This is a genomic window from Dyadobacter sp. SRI_021, assembly GCF_057586235.1.
This window is the reverse complement of sequence record NZ_JBYCZM010000004.1, coordinates 407,640-426,292: the sequence shown is the minus strand read 5'-3', so window position 1 is coordinate 426,292 and position 18,653 is coordinate 407,640. Positions and strand designations below refer to the sequence as shown.

The 18,653-nt window shown below is 51.4% G+C and carries 13 protein-coding genes; 8 read left to right on the top strand and 5 right to left on the bottom strand.

Features of this window, described 5'->3' with window-relative positions:
- Positions 1–6: 6 nt before the first annotated feature.
- Complete coding sequence (locus tag AC2YIT_RS14700; protein WP_487279659.1) at positions 7–1,365, top strand: DUF5723 family protein; 1,359 nt, start codon at positions 7–9, stop codon at positions 1,363–1,365.
- A gap of 47 nt (positions 1,366–1,412) precedes the next feature.
- Here the strand turns inward: AC2YIT_RS14700 and AC2YIT_RS14695 are convergent, their stop codons facing one another.
- From AC2YIT_RS14695 to AC2YIT_RS14680, 4 genes are all read right to left on the bottom strand, one after another.
- Positions 1,413–5,135: a T9SS type A sorting domain-containing protein gene (locus tag AC2YIT_RS14695; protein WP_430845640.1), complete on the bottom strand. Its 3,723-nt coding sequence runs from the start codon at positions 5,133–5,135 to the stop codon at positions 1,413–1,415.
- A 32-nt stretch (positions 5,136–5,167) separates the two neighbouring features.
- Positions 5,168–6,700, bottom strand: a complete 1,533-nt coding sequence (locus AC2YIT_RS14690) for a DUF1501 domain-containing protein (RefSeq protein ID WP_487279658.1) — start codon at positions 6,698–6,700, stop codon at positions 5,168–5,170.
- A 12-nt stretch (positions 6,701–6,712) separates the two neighbouring features.
- Complete coding sequence (locus AC2YIT_RS14685; protein WP_487279657.1) at positions 6,713–8,350, bottom strand: DUF1800 domain-containing protein; 1,638 nt, start codon at positions 8,348–8,350, stop codon at positions 6,713–6,715.
- 330 nt (positions 8,351–8,680) lie between these two features.
- Complete coding sequence (locus tag AC2YIT_RS14680; RefSeq protein ID WP_487279656.1) at positions 8,681–10,453, bottom strand: ABC transporter ATP-binding protein; 1,773 nt, start codon at positions 10,451–10,453, stop codon at positions 8,681–8,683.
- 191 nt (positions 10,454–10,644) lie between these two features.
- Here AC2YIT_RS14680 and AC2YIT_RS14675 point away from each other — a divergent pair, with 191 nt between their 5' ends.
- On the top strand, positions 10,645–11,286 hold the full coding sequence (locus AC2YIT_RS14675) for a 3-keto-disaccharide hydrolase (RefSeq protein ID WP_430845644.1): 642 nt from the start codon (positions 10,645–10,647) through the stop codon (positions 11,284–11,286).
- A 14-nt stretch (positions 11,287–11,300) separates the two neighbouring features.
- Positions 11,301–11,777, top strand: coding sequence for a DUF1905 domain-containing protein (locus AC2YIT_RS14670; protein WP_487279655.1), 477 nt, complete (start codon positions 11,301–11,303; stop codon positions 11,775–11,777).
- Between the two features lie 208 nt (positions 11,778–11,985).
- On the opposite strand, the gene AC2YIT_RS14665 is transcribed toward AC2YIT_RS14670, so the two are convergent.
- A complete protein-coding gene (locus AC2YIT_RS14665; RefSeq protein WP_487279654.1) occupies positions 11,986–12,912 on the bottom strand; it encodes an AraC family transcriptional regulator in 927 nt (308 codons plus the stop codon).
- Positions 12,913–13,214: 302 nt separating this feature from the next.
- On the opposite strand from AC2YIT_RS14665, the gene AC2YIT_RS14660 reads away from it, so the two are divergent.
- From AC2YIT_RS14660 to AC2YIT_RS14640, 5 genes are all read left to right on the top strand, one after another.
- A complete protein-coding gene (locus AC2YIT_RS14660) occupies positions 13,215–14,768 on the top strand; it encodes an aldehyde dehydrogenase family protein (RefSeq protein ID WP_487279653.1) in 1,554 nt (517 codons plus the stop codon).
- Between the two features lie 7 nt (positions 14,769–14,775).
- Positions 14,776–15,141 carry a DUF779 domain-containing protein gene (locus tag AC2YIT_RS14655; RefSeq protein ID WP_487279652.1) on the top strand — a complete coding sequence of 122 codons (366 nt, stop codon included), beginning with the start codon at positions 14,776–14,778 and terminating at the stop codon, positions 15,139–15,141.
- Between the two features lie 381 nt (positions 15,142–15,522).
- A complete protein-coding gene (locus AC2YIT_RS14650) occupies positions 15,523–16,941 on the top strand; it encodes a DEAD/DEAH box helicase (RefSeq protein WP_487279651.1) in 1,419 nt (472 codons plus the stop codon).
- Positions 16,942–17,011: 70 nt separating this feature from the next.
- Positions 17,012–17,743 (top strand): DUF1361 domain-containing protein, encoded by a 732-nt coding sequence (locus AC2YIT_RS14645; protein ID WP_430845650.1) that lies wholly within the window; start codon positions 17,012–17,014, stop codon positions 17,741–17,743.
- 95 nt (positions 17,744–17,838) lie between these two features.
- Complete coding sequence (locus AC2YIT_RS14640) at positions 17,839–18,525, top strand: pseudouridine synthase (RefSeq protein ID WP_430845651.1); 687 nt, start codon at positions 17,839–17,841, stop codon at positions 18,523–18,525.
- The last annotated feature ends 128 nt before the right edge of the window (positions 18,526–18,653 follow it).

Here is an 18,653-nt window from a genome sequence, read left to right as displayed (position 1 = left end):
CACTGAATGACGGGGATCGCGAAGTTCTGGATAAACGCGTTCGGGGGCTTGTTGTCGCTTCCGGCATTCGCGCAAATGTCTGTGACCGGGCCGGCAGTACCGGGAATCACCGCCGGTTTTCAAAACCCCGCGTTCCTCGATACAGACGGTAAAACATGGTCCGCTAATATCGTGACCATAAGCGCCCGGGCGACTTCTAATACTGCATCCATTCATATAAGCGATTTTGGAAAATCGGGAGCGGATTTTCTCCGCTCCGATGTTTTAGGCACTTCTTCCGTGTCGACCGGGGTAGGTACCCTGGATTTTAAAGGGCCGTCGGTCGCGATTCGTGCGGGTGACCGGCTCACGCTGGCGCTTACGACACGGATGCGCATTCACGCCAATTACGGACATGTGGACGGTCGCTTGCTTTCCGAAATAGGGGAAATTACCAAAGTGGAACAAAGTTACCCGTATCGCCTGCCGCAGATTGCGAACATGCAAACCAGCATTGCTGCGTTCTCGGACGTCGGCGCTTCGTTCGCTTATGAGCTGCTGCACAGCGGCCAGCACCGCTTGCGTATTGGCGGGGCGCTCAAATACATCAACGGCGTTGCCCACACATCCATCGACGTATCCGCACTTACGGGGCTTATTCGCATCAATTCCGATGGTGTGAGTTTCATTACCGGTGCCACAGGTACAGTCTCTACGCTCACGGCAGGGAAACTTTTCGATCGATTTTCAGCCGGTAATCTTTTCAAAATGGGCGAAGGAGGTATAGGAGGGGATATAGGTTTGAGCTATGCCTACCACACTGCGCCGGGAGAGCCGTGGAAATTCAGGTTAGGTGTTTCAGTTACCGACATCGGGAACGTCAAATACAAACCCGACAGCACGTACAGCAAGTCGTATGACGTCCACATCACCAACGACGAGCGACTTTATTTCAATGGTAGTTTCAACAATTCGCTGTTCAGCCGTGCCTCCCGCGTTTTTGACAAATTCCCGAAATTTTTCACACGTACCGGTCGCAAAACCGAAGCCTACACCATTACATTGCCGACAATGCTCCACTTACAGGCGGATTACCGTATGTCCCCGAACTGGCTCGTAAATGGGGGAGCGGGTGTAAGCTTGCATGGAAAAAATGATTTGTACAAATTGTATCAGGTGCCCTATGTGACGCTGGTGCCGAGCTGGATGCGAAACGACGTGGTGCTTTCCGTGCCATTGGCCTACCAGGAACATACTGGCCTCACAGCTGGTGCCGCATGGCGGTACAAGGGTTTCACCATAGGCAGTAACAGCATTCTTTCGGCCATTTTGGGAGGTAAACAAATTGACCTCTACCTCGGCTATGTGATTTCTTCGAGCAAATGAAAAGTCCGCCCAGGCCGAGGCGGACTCTCCGTTTACTTTCTACAATGCTATTTAACCAAAATTATTCGCCGGGTAAGGATCATCGCACCCCTTCGAAGCTGGAAAAGATACGTGCCGTCGGGCTGGGTGCCGAGGTCGATGGCCTGTCGTATGGTACCGCCTTTGCCGGCTACTTCACCTGTCCATATCCGCTGGCCTGCGAGGTTGAATACCTCCATAGTCGCGCGTTGCTTGTTGTTGAGCTGAAAAATGGCCGTCATCTGCCCGCGGGTTGGGTTGGGGGCCATCACGAGCCGGGCGTCGTCCTTCCATTCCGGTCCGGTTGTCTCCGGAACGATTTCCACCATTTCTTCCGGAGCAGCAATCCTTCCGGTGGCGGTGCATGTTAATGTTCTCGGGGAATCGGTGAGGGTGAAAGTGGTCCCTTTTACACGTACGCCGAACGTGTGGGCCTTTCCGTCCTTGATAGCAGCGGGCGTCGCAATTTTAAACACATAATTACCGGTGCCAATGCCTGAGGTTTTCAGCGCTTCTCGGTAAATGTTGGCAATGCCGGTCGCCAGCACCGTCGTCCCTTCGAAAACTTCCACGGTCAATGCATTCGCAGGGAAATTTTTGTCCCAGACCCAGCCGTTGATGTAGCTGCAACTCGGCGTTTCAACGCGGCCGGCATAGGCATTCACAGGACAGTTGGTCGTGCGTGGGGAATTATTCAGGATGGTAGTCGAACCCTTTACGCGAATGCTCAAAGCGTGATTTTGGCCGTCTTTCAGTGCTGTTGGCATCGTGATTTTGAAACCATAGTTACCCGTTCCTGTGCCTGCGTTCTTTAAATCCTCTCTATACTGATCTGCTACGGCCGTAGCGTAAACAGTGGTCCCTTCATAGAGTTCAACGGTGACGGCGTTGTTCGGGAAGTTTTTGTCCCAGGCCCAGCCTTTGAGCGATTCGCAATCGAACCATTCGAAACTGCCAGCGTATTGGTTTACGGCGCAGGTGAGCGCCCTCGGGGAGTCTGCCAACGCAAATGTGGTGCCCTTCACGCGTACACTCAGTTGGTGTGCTTTCCCGTCCATCAGGCTCATCGGCGTCGCGATCTTGAACGCATAGTTACCTGTGCCAATACCCCCTGTTTTGAGGCTTTCGCGGTATATATTCGCCACGCCGGTTGCGTGGACGATAGTGCCTTCGATAATTTCGACAGTCAATGCATTCGCCGGGAAATTTTTATCCCAAACCCAACCCGCGATAAAGCCGCAGTCGGCGGTTTCGAAACGGCCTTCGTAGGCATTCACCGGGCAATTCATCGCGCGTGGTGAATTGTTCAGCACAACCGTCGAAGCCTTCACGCGAATGCTGATGTTGTGATTCTGGCCATCTTTGAGCGCAGCAGGCATTGCGATCCTGAAACCATAATTGCCGGTCCCGATGCCCGCATTTTTTAAGTCTTCGCGGTATTGATCGGCTATCGCCGTTGCGTAAACAGTCGTTCCTTCATAAACTTCCACTGTTACGGCGCTATTAGGGGCATTCTTGTCCCACACCCAGCCTTTGATCGCGTCGCAGTCGAACCATTCGAAACTGCCGGCGTATTGGTTTACGGCGCAGGTGAGTGCCCGAGGAGAGTCGGTTAATGTAAATGCGCTGCCTTTCACCCGTATTCCCACCTGATGGGTTTTGCCGTCCATAAGGGCGGCCGGCGTGGGTATTTTAAAGCCGTAGTTACCGGTCCCCTTTCCGGCTGTCTTTAATGCATCACGATAGATATTGGCTGTGCCTGTGGCGTATACGGTGGAGCCTTCGTAAATCTCGACTGTTAACGCATTGCCGGGGAAATTTTTATCCCAGACCCAACCCTGGATGTAGCTGCAATCAGGCGTCTCCATGCGGCCTTCGTAATTATTTACAGCGCAGTTCACTACGCGCGGTGAGTTGCTAAGTACGGTCGTAGAACCTTTCACACGAATATTGACGCTGTGGTTCTGGCCGTCTTTGAGCGCGGCCGGCATCGGCATCCTGAAACCGTAGTTGCCGGTTCCGGTGCCGTTGGCTTTGAGGTCATCGCGGTAAATGTTTGCCACGGTGGACGCGTACACGGTGGTACCTTCGTACAATTCCACTTCCACCGCGTTGTTAGGAGCATTTTTGTTCCATGCCCAACCTTTAATGGATTCGCAGTCGAACCATTCGAAACTACCCGCATATTGGTTCACCGAGCAGCTTAATGTTCGTGGTGAATCGGAGAGCGGGGCGGTGGTGCCTTTCACGCGCACGCTCAGCTGGTGACTCTTGCCGTCCCAGAGCGCGGCTGGTGTAGGTATTTTAAAAACATAATTGCCCGTGCCATAACCTGCCGTTTTCAGCGCCTCCCGGTAAATATTGGCGGTACCCGTAGCGTACACGGTGCTGCCTTCATAAATCTCGACGGTTAATGCGGAGTTAGGGTAGTTTTTGTCCCAGACCCAACCCTGTATGTAGTTGCAATCTGCATTTTCGAATCGCCCTATATATTGATTTACCGGGCAGTTGACCGGCTTCGGCGAGTTGGGTAATGTGTAGTTTAAATTTTGCAGACTTATGCTGATCTGGTGCGTGTTACCATCCCGGAGTACGGCAGGCAGCGGTATTTTGAAGCCATAGTTGCCTGTGCCGGTGCCATTGTTCTTCAAGTCCTGCCTGAAAATATTGGCCACTGCGGTAGTATGTGTAGTGCTCCCTTCCTTCACCACCACGGTCAGTGCGTCGCCGGGATTGTTTTTGTCCCATGCCCAGCCGTTCAGCGTGTAGCAATCAGTACCTTCGAAACTACCACCCAATGTGCAGTTTAATGCCTTTGGCGAGCCGGTAATGAGTGTAGAACTACCTTTCACGCGGATGCTCAGCTGGTGAGTGGTCCCGTCCAGCAATATGCCGGGAGTGGGAATGGTGAAACCGTAGTTGCCCGTGCCGGTACCATTATTTTTCAGATCGGCACGGTACTGGTCGGCGCGTGCGGTGGCGAGTACCGTGGAGCCTTCCACCAGTTCGACGGTCAACGCCACATCGGGATAATTTTTGTCCCAAACCCATCCATTGATGGTCGTGCAGGCAACATTTTCGAGGCTTCCAATGTAATTGGTTGGCAAGGCAGCTGAATTTAATGCTGCAAGGGTATAAATGCTGTATGTACTCGGCACGACGGTCTGCACGGTGGTGATTGAACCGGCCGTGAGATTGCTTATGCCACCCTGATGCGCCACTTCGTCGACTACGGCTTTGACGGGTTCCCAGCGAGAAGTAGAGGTGTTCCAGCCTACTATGCCCAGCATTGTGAGCGAGTTGCCTGTGAGCGCACCAACGTTACTGGCCGCATTCCACGTGAGCGTAATGCGCGAGGCATTGGCACCATCGATATCCCAATATTCCGCTGTACTTACCGTTTTGACGGTTCCCTCACGGCTGGATGTGGCAAAAGGGCCACCGGCGGGTAAAGTGGCCGTTTCCGGGTTCTCTAGAAAATAGGCCCCGGTAATTCCGTCGCCGTCCGCTCCGAATGGGCGGTAAACACCCTTGTGCCCGACAGGATATAGAAAGGACCCCGTTCCTGTTTTTTCAACATACCCGTTCACGTGTTTGGCATTACCGATACCCGTCAATTTAGCCGTGGCCGGGAAACTCACCAGGCCGCGCGTCGCCGAACGGTCGGTTTCGACAATACCTGTCTGACAAAAACCGGCTACTGCCATTGCGAGAAGCCAGGCCGTTATGCAGCATTTATATAGATTTTTCATATCGAATTGTTCGCTGTAAGCATCGTTATTATTTAACCGGTAATATTGACGCTGTAATCGCCCAGGAATTTGAGCTTCCCACCCGACTCGACTTTGACGTCTTTCGCCGTGATATTTTGCCCCACATCTATGGTATGTCCGGAATTGATCCGAACAATGGCCTTCGCATCGGGGACACGGCCGTTGGACCAGATTTCCGGGTTCGGCCAGGAGCCGGAGGAGATCGTTTGCACCACATCGGAGAAGAGAGACGTGGTTTTAAAATCGCGGTACAGGATTTGGTCGGTTTTGGCGTCGGCGGTACCGAACCAGTCGTTCAGCACATCGGCATATACGCGGCGGAAATCGATTTGCATTTTAATGTCGCGGTTGCTCACGCCCGGGCCTGGCGTGGGGGGCAGAAGGCCGTTCACGAGATCGGGATTGGTACCGATGACCTGCCTCTTGATGCCGGTTCCGAATACGAACATCGGCGCACCAATGCCGTGGTCGGTGCCTTTGGAGGCATTGGAAGAGGCCCGGCGGCCAAAATCGGAAAACGTCATTCCCAGTACTTTATCCTCAATTCCCTGTAACTTTAGGTCATTCTGGAACGCTGCAATCGCATCAGAAAGCTTTTTCAGTAAGATGGCATGAACACCTTCCGTGGTATTCGTGCCTACTTGCCCGGAATGTGTATCGAAGCCGCCGAGTTCGACATAATATATTTTGGATTTCAAACCGCCATGGATCAGCCGGGCCACAATTTTGAGCTGCTCCGCCAGTTCGTTTTTCAGCGAAGCGTCGGGATACGCGCCAAGGTTTTTGCCGGCATCCGCCGCCGCCTTTATCTCGGAAGCATAGCCGACGGCGAGCACCTGTTTTTGTCTTACATAAGAAAGTAAGTCGCCCGCGTCGCAGCAAGGCAATGGCGCACCCACCGTCTGGTTGTTCTCTCCAATTAATTGGTAAAATGCATTCGGATCCTGGATGTTCACACCAGTGGAAACGGCCCTGTCACCAAAAAGCGTGGTAGTGGCGATCTGCCCGATCTGAACGGCAAGCGGGTCTTCCATTTGGGCATTGGGGTAACCTTCGGGATAGCCCGAAAACCGGTCGCTCAGGTAACGCCCCGCCCAGCCGGAAGTAGCATATTGGTTGGAATCTACTGCTGTCATCCAGATATCCGTGGAGCGGTAATGCGACTGGTCCGGATTGGGGTATGATACCGAGTTGACAATGGCCAGTTTCCCTTCATTATAGAGGTCCCGCATACCTGTCATTACCGGATGAAAGCCCGTTTCGGGAGCGCCGGCGAGTTTCAGCACGCTGGATTCCGGGATCGCGATGTTGCTTCGGAGGCCGTAATACTGGGAGTAATATTCGAGTGGGATAACGGTATTAAGGCCGTCGTTGCCGCCGGCGAGGTAAATGATCACCAAGGTGCGGTCGTTGTAGGCTGCTGAGGTTTGTTTCAGTGCCTGCACCAGCGCCGAACTTTTGGCAAATGCTTTAACGCCAAAGCCATTCAGCACCACAGGGACCATCAGCGAGGATGCCGCTGACATAAAATCTCTTCTTTTCATCGACAGCGGGAATTAAAATAGTTGATATTCGGCCATTCTCATCATGTATCTTAACAGTGCGCGGCATCGCCAGAGGATCGTGCTTTGCTTGGTCGCGTCGTCCGGAGCGGCGCGGTACGCGTCCCATTCCCTGGTCCAGGTGGCACGTACGGCGCTGTTCATCATCATGATCTTGTCGATCAGGAAATCCTTCTGTTCCTGCGAAAGCTCCAATGCAAAAAGATGCTTGGTAAATTCGGCCAGTACCTGCTCAGCGGTAATAGCGGGGGAAGCGGCTATATTGGAAAAATTAGGCTGGATCGCTCTGAGGCGGCCCAGGATATCGATTGAAATGTACTGGCCGGGTTTGATTTCGATAACCGACGACACCAGCGTATCCGAGCGCCTGCCACGCAGTCCGATCAGCGTCTCGTTGATCCAGTTTTTTGAAAAGCCGGTCTGGTAATAAGCCGGGGAGCCGAATACTGTCGGCTGATCGAGGAGGTTGAGCTGCAAAAGCTTCATGTTATCGGCCAAATGGCTTGTCATCCGCCCGAATGCCGCCGGTTCGGTGGTCATATCCGCAATGGGCATGTCGAACAACCTTACCGTGCCCACCAGAAACTCCGCCGGTGATTTGATAATCGCTGCGATGTTCTTTGGGTCGAAAAAAATCTGGCTGGTCAACAGTTTTTTGATGACTGGTGCGATAGCGAAATTGTTGGAGGAGCCGGCAAAAAATGCAGCCAACGGTACAATCACGTTGTCTTCGATTTCCTGCGTTACATTGGGATTCACATAATAGCGGTAGAGTCTTCTGCAAATGTATTTCGGGGACTCAGGGTGGCGCACCAGCATGTTGATGAGATCTGCAACCTCAGCGTCGCCCGCGGTGGAACCGGAGCGGCCGATGATAGTCGTGCCATTGTATTTGGCAGAAAAAGTCTTGTCGGAAGTATCATGCCGGTCCGGGTTGAATAGCGAATCGATGGTAGTGCTGCCTTCAAGGCGACGGTTTTTTGTTTGCCAACCTGTGAGCACCTGCGCAGCGGTTTTTACGTCCTGTTCGGTGTAATTGTAGTTGCCATGAAAGTCTTTTTGACCCACTACAAAAATTTCCTGTAGTTCGCGTGCATAGTTTTCATTCGGGTGTTCCTTGGTATTCTCGTTGCCATTCTGGAACGTGAGCATGGCGGGGTCTTTGGTGATCGCAATGGCCATATCGCGGAAATTCCCGAGCGCATTTGCGCGTAAGAGGCGGAGATAGCGATACATATAGCGATAATCCTCTACCGCCGAGTGGATCACGACAAAATGGTTCTGCCAGAATGCAGTCAGCTTTTCGAGTACTGACGGATATCCATTCTGCTCGGCCATCAGTCCCACCCACCAGTTTTTAACATAGCTGAAATAGGTGTAGCTCAATGCGTTGACAAATGGCTTTTCAATAAACGGCTGACCAACATCGCTCCTTGTGCCGTCCATTTCGACGGGCGGCGGGGGAGAAGCGCGATAGGAAGCATTGCTAATCAGAAGATCGACGGCCTGGGTGGCGGTTTTTCCTGTAAAATTGGCTATTTCCTGCTGAGTGGGGCCAAATGTCGCCCTCCGGAGCAAATGGGCCGCCAACGCGGGTGTCAAAGGGGGCGTGTAGGTGTCTAGATATGCCATATCTGGCGTAGTTTTTAGCTATTGTTCAAACTTTTTTGGGTAAAACGCAGTGGGCGCTGGCAGATTGGGCATACCGCTCCCGCGCGGGATTTCCGCAGGGATAAGTCTTCAATAAGGTTCGGTTGGAATTTAAATTAGTGCAGGAACTGCTGTCTGGAACGTATACTCATCACATATCATCCTCATCTTCTGTCTAAATGTCACTGTTCGTTAGCGTATCAAAATTAATATATTTCGCTACTATATTCAAAGTATTTCTACAAAATTTAGCAACAAATTTTTGACGAGAAGAAGTGTCACGCGCCGTAATCAGAGTAGTGACCATGCCGGTTACCTGCCCGCTACCGCATCCTGATGACGCCACAAATCCTGAAACACCGGGCTGTTCCGGTGGAGATGAGCAAACGTCCCTTCGTCGATCAGGTAGCCATCGCGGAGAATGTACACGTAGTCGAACTTTGTGAGCAAATGCAAACGGTGCAGGGTAGATACCACGGCTTTGCCCCTGAATTCAGCAAACATCTTATCATAAATGGCCGCCTCCGTCTTCGGATCGATGCTGCTGGTCGGCTCATCGAGCAGCACAATGTCGCTCGTGCGCGCTGCGAGGATGCCCCGCGCGAGCGCAAGGCGCTGCTTCTGCCCGCCCGACAGGTTCACGCCCTTTTCCTGAATGCTGGATTCGAGGCCTTTGGGTAGTTTGTTCACTACTTCTGCGAAATGGGCTGTTTCGCAAACCTGCATAATGTCTTCTTCTTCGAATGGCAGGCCGAGGGTAATGTTGTAGGCAATGGTGTTTTCAAAGATTTCAGGGTCCTGGGGGAAGAGCGTTACCTGGTCGGCAAGCATTTCGATAGCGGCTTCGTATCGGCCGTCGATGGTTACTTTAACATCTTTTTCAGGTTGGTACAAACCTCTTAGCAAGGCAAGGAGCGTACTTTTCCCGCTTCCGCTTTCGCCGATGAATGCAATGCGTTCGCCGCGGCGAATGCGGATATCGAGCCGGTGGAGGCTGTGGGCCTGCTTTTCGGCATCATATATTTCGCCGTGAGAGAAATTGAGGTTACTGATATGGATTTCCTGCCAGTTTTCCGGGAGGTCGCCGGCTTCGTCGACGCGGTGATGTTCGTGGTACGCCTCGCCGATGGCGCGGGCAGTTTGTACTTCGGTGTTGTACCGGATGATCTCGGTATACTGCCAGGCAATGTCCTGGAATACTGATGTAAACTGATTGACATAGCTCAGCAGGGTAACCAACCCGCCGACCAGGAACACTTCGCCCGGCACGTAATGCTGGTATACATAGCCGATCGTGACTACAATGTAAATGATAGCAATGAACACGCTTGCCACAAACCACTTCCATTCGTTAATAGACACCGACCGCCGGAAAGGAGGAAATACGTCGGCCACCTTGCTCATCAAACTGATTTTCATCCGTTTTTCGAGCCTTAACGTGATAACGGTGATGATGTTGGAAAGACTGTCAAACAGCGTTGAGGAGACGATGTGCTCTTTTTCGTTGGATTCGTCGAGTGCTTTTATGAAGGGCTTATCAAATTTAAAAATCACATACACATTAATGACCCCGATCAGTACGCCTACTGCGCCAAACAGGGGCGAAAACCAGATAATGGCGACAAATGAGAATATGAATTTGGCAAAGGCATGCAGAAACATGAAGCCGTTCTGAAAAAAGTCTTTCAATGCTTCATAGGCCTTGCGGATGCGGTTGATCGTCGCGCCGCTGTGGTGGTCCTGATGCCAGCGAATGGGCAGGTGCAGCGCCTGATGATACAATTCGTCGAGAAAATTGCGGCTCAGATCGAACGCCAGTTTGCGCTCCATCACTCGCGCAGGCCCGTGAAACGCCCATTCAAGCAGGATCAAGCCCAGGTATGCGCCCCCGTATACCCACACATTACGCAAAGTGCCTTCTGCATCCTGCTGGATGGATTGGATAAACCAGCCGTAAAGCAACGGGTGCGCCGCCAGTACAAGGTTGGCCATCACAAACATTCCATACACGAGCAGATAGCGGCCGCGTTGCTGCCGGGCATAGCGCCAGGCTGTTGCGAGCAGGGACAAATAGGGATTCTTCATGCTAAAATCAGTGGTTGCGGAAACGATGGGACGTCCCCCCGGCTCAATACAACCACAAAATGCAGTCGAAGGTTGCCTGCCGGTCGGTAAACTTTATGTGAAGAATCAGTAGTTTTTAGAAGTTTGCGGTTTAGTTACACGGTGACCGATTTTCACAAACCAACCTTTTTGAACTACCAAACCGGAATTTTATGAAAAGATTAATGCATGTTTTTTGCAGCGCCGTTTTGCTGAGCATTGCCCTTGGAATTTCTGCACACGCACAGGACGGCTGGATCAGCCTGTTCAATGGAAGGGATTTTACCGGGTGGAAAATCGGGGCGAATGCGAGCTCCTTCACTATCGAGGACGGCACCATTAAAGTGGCCGGGCCGCGGGCGCATCTGTTCTATGATGGTCCGGTTAAGAACCATATGTTCAAAAACTTCGAATTTAAAGCCCAGGTGAAAACAACACCGGGTTCAAACTCCGGTATTTTCATTCATACTACTTACCAGGAGGATGGCTGGCCGGCGCAGGGTTACGAAGTGCAAGTCAACCAGTCGCATACCGATTACAAACGCACCGGCAGCCTTTACAATGTGATCGACGTGAAGGATACTTATGTGAAAGACAATGAATGGTATACCGAATACATTAAAGTGGAAGGCAAGCACATTACCATCAAGATTAATGATAAAGTAGTAGTGGATTACGAGGAAACCGACGTTGATAAGCGCGAGGGAGAGATGAAGAATAAATTCCTGAAACAAGGTACATTTGCATTGCAGGCACACGATCCCAAGAGCGTGGTGTACTACAAAGACATTCAGGTAAGACCATTAACCGAGTAACCGCATTGCTTCCGATGGAAGAAGAAGTTCATTTTGAATCGATATTAGAACGCCTCCCCAAAAAGGGAGGCGAATTTTATATGATGGTACCCGACGAGGTGGCCGCGCAATTCGTCGAAGGCCGCAAGCCCGCGCGTGTGCGTTGCGTGATCAACGGGCAGGTGCATTTTCAATGCGCGATCCGCCCCAAGGGAGGGGGAGGCTTTTATATTAATGTAGCCACCCCGCTCCGCCAGCAAGGTAAGCTGGTATTGGGTCAAAAACTGCGCGCGACTGTCCGCAAGGACGATAGCGAATATGGCCGCGATATGCCCGAGGAATTGCAGGAATTATTGGCGCAGGACGAAGAAGCGAAGCGGCTCTTTGAAAATGCCAAACCTGTAAACCAACGGGCCATTATCCATTACATTGCCAGTGCCAAATCAATCCAGGTCAGGATCGACCGTTCTATTATGATGACAGACCGCCTTAAAGCTGGACGTATTGTGTAAGGAAGTGTCAGGTGTAGTCAAGTGTAGTCATGTATTGTCAAGTGTAGTCATGTATTGTCATGAATGGTCATTTGTGGTCAGGGATTGTTTTCTCTCAATGACGTGCTTGACCAGATATGATAATGCTTGACCAATACTGCCAATATTTGACAATACATGACTATAAATTACAACAAATGACAATACATGACCACACCTGATCGGAGCGTCATTCATCGCGGCTAGCGACGTTCCGGTACTGGCTCGGCGAGATGCCTTCTGATTTGCGGAATTGCCGGCCGAAGTAGTTTAAATCCGAGAAGCCGAGCTGATAGCAGATATCCGAAATGCTGTCTTTGGTGTGAGACAAAAGCTGCTTGGCTTTTTTGATCTTTTCCCTCAAGATAAAATCCAGAGGACTGATGCTGAATTCGCGTTTGAATGCGCGGTAGAAAGAGGCGCGGCTCATACACGCCTTCTCGCTCAGATCTTCCACCTGAATCTTCTCACTGATATTGGCTTTGATATAATTCACGACAAATGCCAACGGGCTGTCTTCGTGCAGATAGGAGGCATCGTCGGTTGCGGCCAGGTGTTGGGTCTGGATAATATGTACAATGAGCTCCTGCAAGGTGAGATCTGCGAGAATGTCTTTGCCCAATGCGGAACCCGAACAGATTTTAATGAGCTTATTAAGCGTCTGCGCGAGTTCGATATTATTCAGGAAATGGTACTGGCTGTGCTGTAACGACCAGAACTGCTGCCGGCCTTCGCGGGGGTACATCTCGCTGAGGCGGTCAACGATCTGCTGAATTTTCATCTGGTCGATTGCCAGGGCAATGCACTGGGTGGGGTTGTCACGCTGGGCTTCGGGGAAATCGATTTTCATCGTCACATTTGCGGGCACTAGCACTGTTTCGCCCGGCAGGTAGTCAAATCCTGGCTGGTCGAACAAATGCATGACTTTTTTCCCCCGCAGCATGCTCGTCACCACGAAATCAGGGAATGTAAGCGGCACGAGTGCCGAAGGCTGCAAAGTTTCGAACAAGTTCAGCTCACAGTTTTCCAGCGTAAATGCCCTCCGGTTCTCCACCAATGTTTTCAGCGATTTCTCCCCCGAAACCGCCACCTGATCCAATCTGAAACCTCCCGCCATTGCTCTTTATTTTAAATCAAAATCCTTTTTCCAAATAATCTCAGATAATAGCCGATCATCCCTGGCAATCTCTTACTATAACTGACCACAAATGACTACACCTGACTAGAAGTGGAATCCTCCCAAAGCGGCCCCTTCCCCCATTGTCCCTTTCCTCCATCCTCCCATTATCTCATTTAAATATAACTCTTTTTTGAAAAAATGAGATAATTATCCTAACACTTGACACGATCGTACCAATGATTAACGCCTGGTGGAAGTAGGTTTGTATTATCAATCATTTCTAAAAATAACCTTTAATCATGGATACGATCATCGAAAACAAGGCAGTTGAGGGTAAGACGTACAGCAGCGAAAATCTGGCTAAAAGGCCTGATTTTAAAGATAAATATGACAACTATATCAACGGCCGGTTTGTAGCGCCGGCCAAAGGCGAGTACTTCGAGAACATTTCCCCCATTGACGGGCGGGTGTTTACCAAAGCAGCACGTTCGACGAAAGAGGACATTGAGGCGGCGCTGGATGCAGCGCATGCCGCATTTCCGGCTTGGAGCAAAACTTCGGCTACCAACCGCAGCAACCTGCTGCTGAAAATTGCGCAGGTGATAGAAGACAATCTGGAATACCTGGCCATCGTCGAAACCATCGATAACGGAAAGGCCATCCGCGAAACCCGTGCAGCCGATCTCCCGCTTTGCGTTGACCATTTCCGCTACTTCGCGGGTGTGATCCGTGCGGAAGAAGGCAGCATTTCCGAGCATGACGAAAATACCGTGTGCATTAACCTGCACGAGCCGCTGGGCGTGGTGGCGCAGATTATCCCCTGGAATTTCCCGCTATTGATGGCAACCTGGAAAATCGCTCCTGCACTGGCTGCCGGTAACTGTGTGGTGGTGAAGCCTGCCGAGCAGACGCCTACCTCTATTATGGTCCTCATGGAGCTGATCGGGGACATTCTGCCTCCTGGCGTGCTCAATATCGTTACCGGCTTCGGCGTAGAAGCCGGTAAACCGCTCGCATCGTCGCCGCGGGTGGCTAAGGTTGCATTCACGGGTGAAACCACTACCGGACGGCTTATTATGCAGTACGCTTCCGACAACCTTGTGCCGGTGACGATGGAGCTGGGCGGTAAATCGCCGAATATTTTCTTCCCGTCGGTGATGGACGAGGATGACGCATTTCTGGACAAAGCTATCGAAGGTGCGGTGCTGTTTGCATTGAACCAGGGCGAAGTTTGTACCTGTCCGTCGCGGATGCTTGTGCATGAGAGCATTTACGACAAATTCATCGAAAGGGTTATCCAGCGCACGAAGGCAATCAAAATGGGGCATCCGCTCGACGGCACGACCATGATGGGTGCGCAGGCATCGAACGATCAGTACGAAAAGATTTTGTCATATCTAAAAATAGGCAAGGAGGAAGGCGCGGAAGTTCTCACCGGTGGCGATGCGCAGACCTTCGAAAACGGTATTTCGGGCGGCTACTACATTCAGCCTACGATTTTCAAGGGCCATAATAAAATGCGGATTTTCCAGGAGGAGATATTTGGTCCGGTAGTATGTGTGACCACTTTCAAAACCACCGAGGAAGCTATTGCCATTGCTAACGACACATTATATGGATTGGGTGCAGGCGTGTGGACGCGCGACGCGCACGAGATTTATCAGGTACCACGGGCGATCCTGGCGGGTAGGGTGTGGGTGAACAACTATCACGCCTATCCCGCCCACGCTCCGTTCGGTGGTTACAAAAAGTCGGGTTTTGGCCGGGAAAACCACAAAATGATGCTCGGTTACTACCGCCAGACCAAGAACATGCTGATTTCATACGACAAGAACAAGCTGGGATTTTTCTAAGGATGTTATGACGGAGCGCGTTCTGATTACTCTCGAAGCCGAAAAGGTTGTCGACCAGCTTCGGGAGTTGCACGGAGAGTTGATGTTTCATCAGAGTGGAGGGTGTTGTGATGGCTCGCAGCCCATGTGTTTTCCGAAAGGAGAATTCCGCGTCTCGGAAAGTGATGTATTGTTAGGGGAAATAGCGGGCTGTGCGTTTTTTATGAGCCGCGACCAGTTCGAGTACTGGCAGCATACCCAGCTGACGATCGATGTCGTGCCCGGCCGGGGCGCGAGTTTCTCCCTGGAGATACCTTTGGGTGTGCGTTTCATCACCCGTTCCAGACTTTACACGCCCGAAGAAGCCAATGACCTGACGGCAGTCAGCGTCTGAAAACTGCATTGTTTCAGGAAGTTATAGTCAAGTGTGGTCAGGTGTAGTCAGGTTTTGTCAAGTGTAGTCAGATTTTGTCAGGTGTAGTCAGATGTAGTCTTTGTCGGGGATTGTTTTTCGCTCGATGACTATACCTGGCTACACCTGGCTATGTCTGACCACACCTGACTACAAATGACCAAACCTGACCACGAATGACCAAACCTGACCCAGTCGTGTAGTGAATCTTTTACAGGGTCGTTTCGCACCTTTCTTGTCGTTCTGGCACATATTCGTTATATTTGTTCAAATCGAGCGGTTTGCTGACTGGGAAAATCAAGGTCAGCTATATGTATAACACATCTGTAAATCAACGGATTTGCGGATTTTAAAAGCTGAATTTTGAATTTCAACGAATTTGAACTCCACGAAGACGTTCTGAACGCCGTGGATTCCATGAACTACCAACAGGCAACGCCTATCCAGGAGCAGGCTATACCACACATTCTCAGCGGCAAGGACCTGCTTGCCTGCGCTCAAACGGGAACCGGCAAAACCGCCGCGTACCTGATCCCCATTCTGGACAAAGTTGCCCATGAGGCCAATGCGCATACCGGCGCACTGATTTTGGTGCCTACCCGCGAGCTTGCGGTGCAGATCGACCAGCAGATCCAGGGCTTGGGTTATTTTGTGGGCGCTACCAGCATTGCCGTGTATGGAGGTAACAAAGGCCCGGAATGGGACCAGCAGAAGAAAGCGTTGACCCAGGGTGCGGATATTATCATTGCCACGCCGGGCAGGCTCATCGCGCATTTGCAGCTAGGCTACGTCCATTTCCGTGACCTGCGGCATTTGGTCCTTGATGAGGCCGATCGTATGCTGGATATGGGCTTTTTGGGCGATATCCTGAAAATCATGAGCTATCTGCCCAATGAGCGGCAGACATTGATGTTTTCGGCCACTATGCCGTCCAAGATCGGTGATCTGGCCAAACGCATTCTGAAAGACCCAGAAGAGATCAGACTGGCGGTTTCCCGCCCCGCCGACCGGATTGACCAGCAATTTTATCTGGCCAAAGACGAGCAGAAACTGCCATTGCTCATGCATTTGCTGAAGGGCGTCGAAAATATCAGCATGGTACTGTTCACTTCCCGTAAATCCAACGTAGAGCCGATCGTGCGGGCATTGCGTAAATTGAGACTAGGCGCGCATGGGATTTCATCAGATTCGGAGCAAGGGGAAAGAGAAATCGTATTGCGTGATTTCAAAAACCGGCAGTTCCCGATCCTTGTAGCGACCGATGTATTATCCCGCGGCATAGATATTGATAATCTCAGCCATGTGGTGAACTACGACGTTCCCCGCGACCCCGAAGATTACGTGCACCGTATAGGGCGTACGGCACGTGCCGAATCAAAAGGCACGGCGATAACGTTCATCAACGAGCACGATCAGAAATATGTCTTGAAGATCGAAAGGCTTTTTGAAAAGGAGTTGGAGAAAAAATCCGTGACTGCCGAACTGGGGCTGGGCGAGGCTCCTGTATTTGAGCCGCCACGTTTTCGCTCCGGGGGACGTAATAACAACAACAGGAAGAACAGGAAAAAAGCCGGCTCGGGTGCGCCATCCTCGAGGAAACCGCATCGCGAAACGAAGCCCCAAGGGACCACAAGCGCAGAAACTGCAACTTTGGCGGCTAATGATGCAGCAATGGCCGTAGCGCCGGCTGCGAGTGGTAAACCCAAGCGCAGGAACAAGCGGAGGAGACCTAAAAAGGATCAGCCGAAAACCGTAAACCCTACTGAGGCACAGGCCTCTTAATCAGAGTTGGTCAGACGTGGGCATTGTTTGTCTTGCTTAATCGTCATGAAAGAACTTAAATTACGTGCACTTGGACCGTTTGATAGATTGGATAAGGAATTATAAATTCAGCGTATCCGATCCTCCCATCATTACGATGGAGGGCTTGTTTTCGCTGTTACTGCTTTTGCTTCTGAGCTTGCTTGCGGTATTTTTTCACCTTGTCCGCATCCTTTTCAACTCCCCGGTTGACTTTTCGCTCGATTGGAACCTGTTTCTGAGCTGGATACCGCTCATTATTGCCTTTATGGCGGATAACCTCACGAAGCGTTTCGGACACATTCCATTTGTTTTAGGGATTCTCAGCATTGCCTGGCTCTCATTCTTCCCGAATGCGCCTTATATGATCACCGACCTGGCGCATCTGACGGTGGATTACCAACGTGATTTGACGTGGCACGACATCATTATGCTGTTTTCCTATGCGGAAGTTAGCCTTTTCAATGGTCTGGTATCGCTTTATTGGATCCACCGCTCCTGGCGTAGGGTATTCGAACGGAAGCCAGCCAATACGCTGCTGCTTTTAAGCCTTCCGCTGGCTGGCTTTGGCGTATATCTAGGCCGCGTGCGCCGGATGAACAGCTGGGACATTATCCATGAGCCGGGGGCCATCATCAATAATCTCTTCGAAAGTCTGCTGGATCGTACCGCCTGGGTGTTCGCGATGGAGATCGGGATGTTGCTGGGGATATTGTATCTCGTACTATGGGGCGTGATCCGGTTCAGGATACGGCATTCCAGAAAGAACCACGAGCCCCATTGACAAGCGGCGCCTCTGTCGGCTGTGTTTTTCGTGGGCTAGTTTCGACACATTGACCGCCTCGTTTGGGATAAAATTCCCCGCTTTTACATTTCAGAATGGACCCGTTAGAAATTTTATTTCAGTGCGAGCACCTGGTAGCCATCAATAAGCCCAACGGCCTGCTCGTACACCGATCGCCTATCGCCAACGACGCAGATGTTTTCGCCGTGCAGCTGCTGCGCGATCAATTGGGCAGGAAAGTGTACCCCGTCCACCGCCTGGATCGCAAAACCTCCGGCGTGCTGCTATTTGCCTTGGATGAACCGACCAACGGTGAAATGCAGCGCAAATTTATGGACGGCGAGATTACCAAGACCTATCATGCCATCGTGAGAGGCTATACTCCTGACACAGGAACGATTGACTACCCTCTAAAACGTGACGATGGCGTCACGCAGAATGCTGTAACCCATTTCGAGACATTAATGCGCAGTGAAGTACCGTTTGCCGTCGGAAAACACCCTACATCCCGCTACTCGTTGGTGAAGCTAAATCCCGTCACGGGAAGAATGCACCAGCTCCGCAAGCACATGGCGCACATTCTACATCCGATCATCGGCGACCGCCCGCATGGATGTAACAAACAGAACCGGTATTTCAAAGAGCATCTGAATATGATGCAGATGATGCTGCATGCGGTGGGGTTGGAATTTGTGCATCCTTTTACAAAAGAAATGGTAACTATCCGGGCACCCTATCCGGCAGAGTTTTCGCGAATGCGAAGGGCGCTATTGCTGGAATGACCATTAAACGCGCATCGCGACCTCCTTCTGCTCGAGTCTGACAAAGAGTTTCCCTCCATGTACGCGAAATCCTGGTTTCTGCTGGTAGTTCCAGTTTGAGAAACCACGGTAATTGCGTGGTAGGAGGG

Excerpts from the sequence above, each read along its gene's own strand:
- AC2YIT_RS14700 (WP_487279659.1), top strand. The coding sequence starts at position 7 with ATGACGGGGATCGCGAAGTTCTGGATAAACGCGTTCGGGGGCTTGTTG.
- AC2YIT_RS14695 (WP_430845640.1), bottom strand. The coding sequence starts at position 5,135 with ATGAAAAATCTATATAAATGCTGCATAACGGCCTGGCTTCTCGCAATG.
- AC2YIT_RS14690 (WP_487279658.1), bottom strand. The coding sequence starts at position 6,700 with ATGAAAAGAAGAGATTTTATGTCAGCGGCATCCTCGCTGATGGTCCCT.
- AC2YIT_RS14685 (WP_487279657.1), bottom strand. The coding sequence starts at position 8,350 with ATGGCATATCTAGACACCTACACGCCCCCTTTGACACCCGCGTTGGCG.
- AC2YIT_RS14680 (WP_487279656.1), bottom strand. The coding sequence starts at position 10,453 with ATGAAGAATCCCTATTTGTCCCTGCTCGCAACAGCCTGGCGCTATGCC.
- AC2YIT_RS14675 (WP_430845644.1), top strand. The coding sequence starts at position 10,645 with ATGAAAAGATTAATGCATGTTTTTTGCAGCGCCGTTTTGCTGAGCATT.
- AC2YIT_RS14670 (WP_487279655.1), top strand. The coding sequence starts at position 11,301 with ATGGAAGAAGAAGTTCATTTTGAATCGATATTAGAACGCCTCCCCAAA.
- AC2YIT_RS14665 (WP_487279654.1), bottom strand. The coding sequence starts at position 12,912 with ATGGCGGGAGGTTTCAGATTGGATCAGGTGGCGGTTTCGGGGGAGAAA.
- AC2YIT_RS14660 (WP_487279653.1), top strand. The coding sequence starts at position 13,215 with ATGGATACGATCATCGAAAACAAGGCAGTTGAGGGTAAGACGTACAGC.
- AC2YIT_RS14655 (WP_487279652.1), top strand. The coding sequence starts at position 14,776 with ATGACGGAGCGCGTTCTGATTACTCTCGAAGCCGAAAAGGTTGTCGAC.
- AC2YIT_RS14640 (WP_430845651.1), top strand. The coding sequence starts at position 17,839 with ATGGACCCGTTAGAAATTTTATTTCAGTGCGAGCACCTGGTAGCCATC.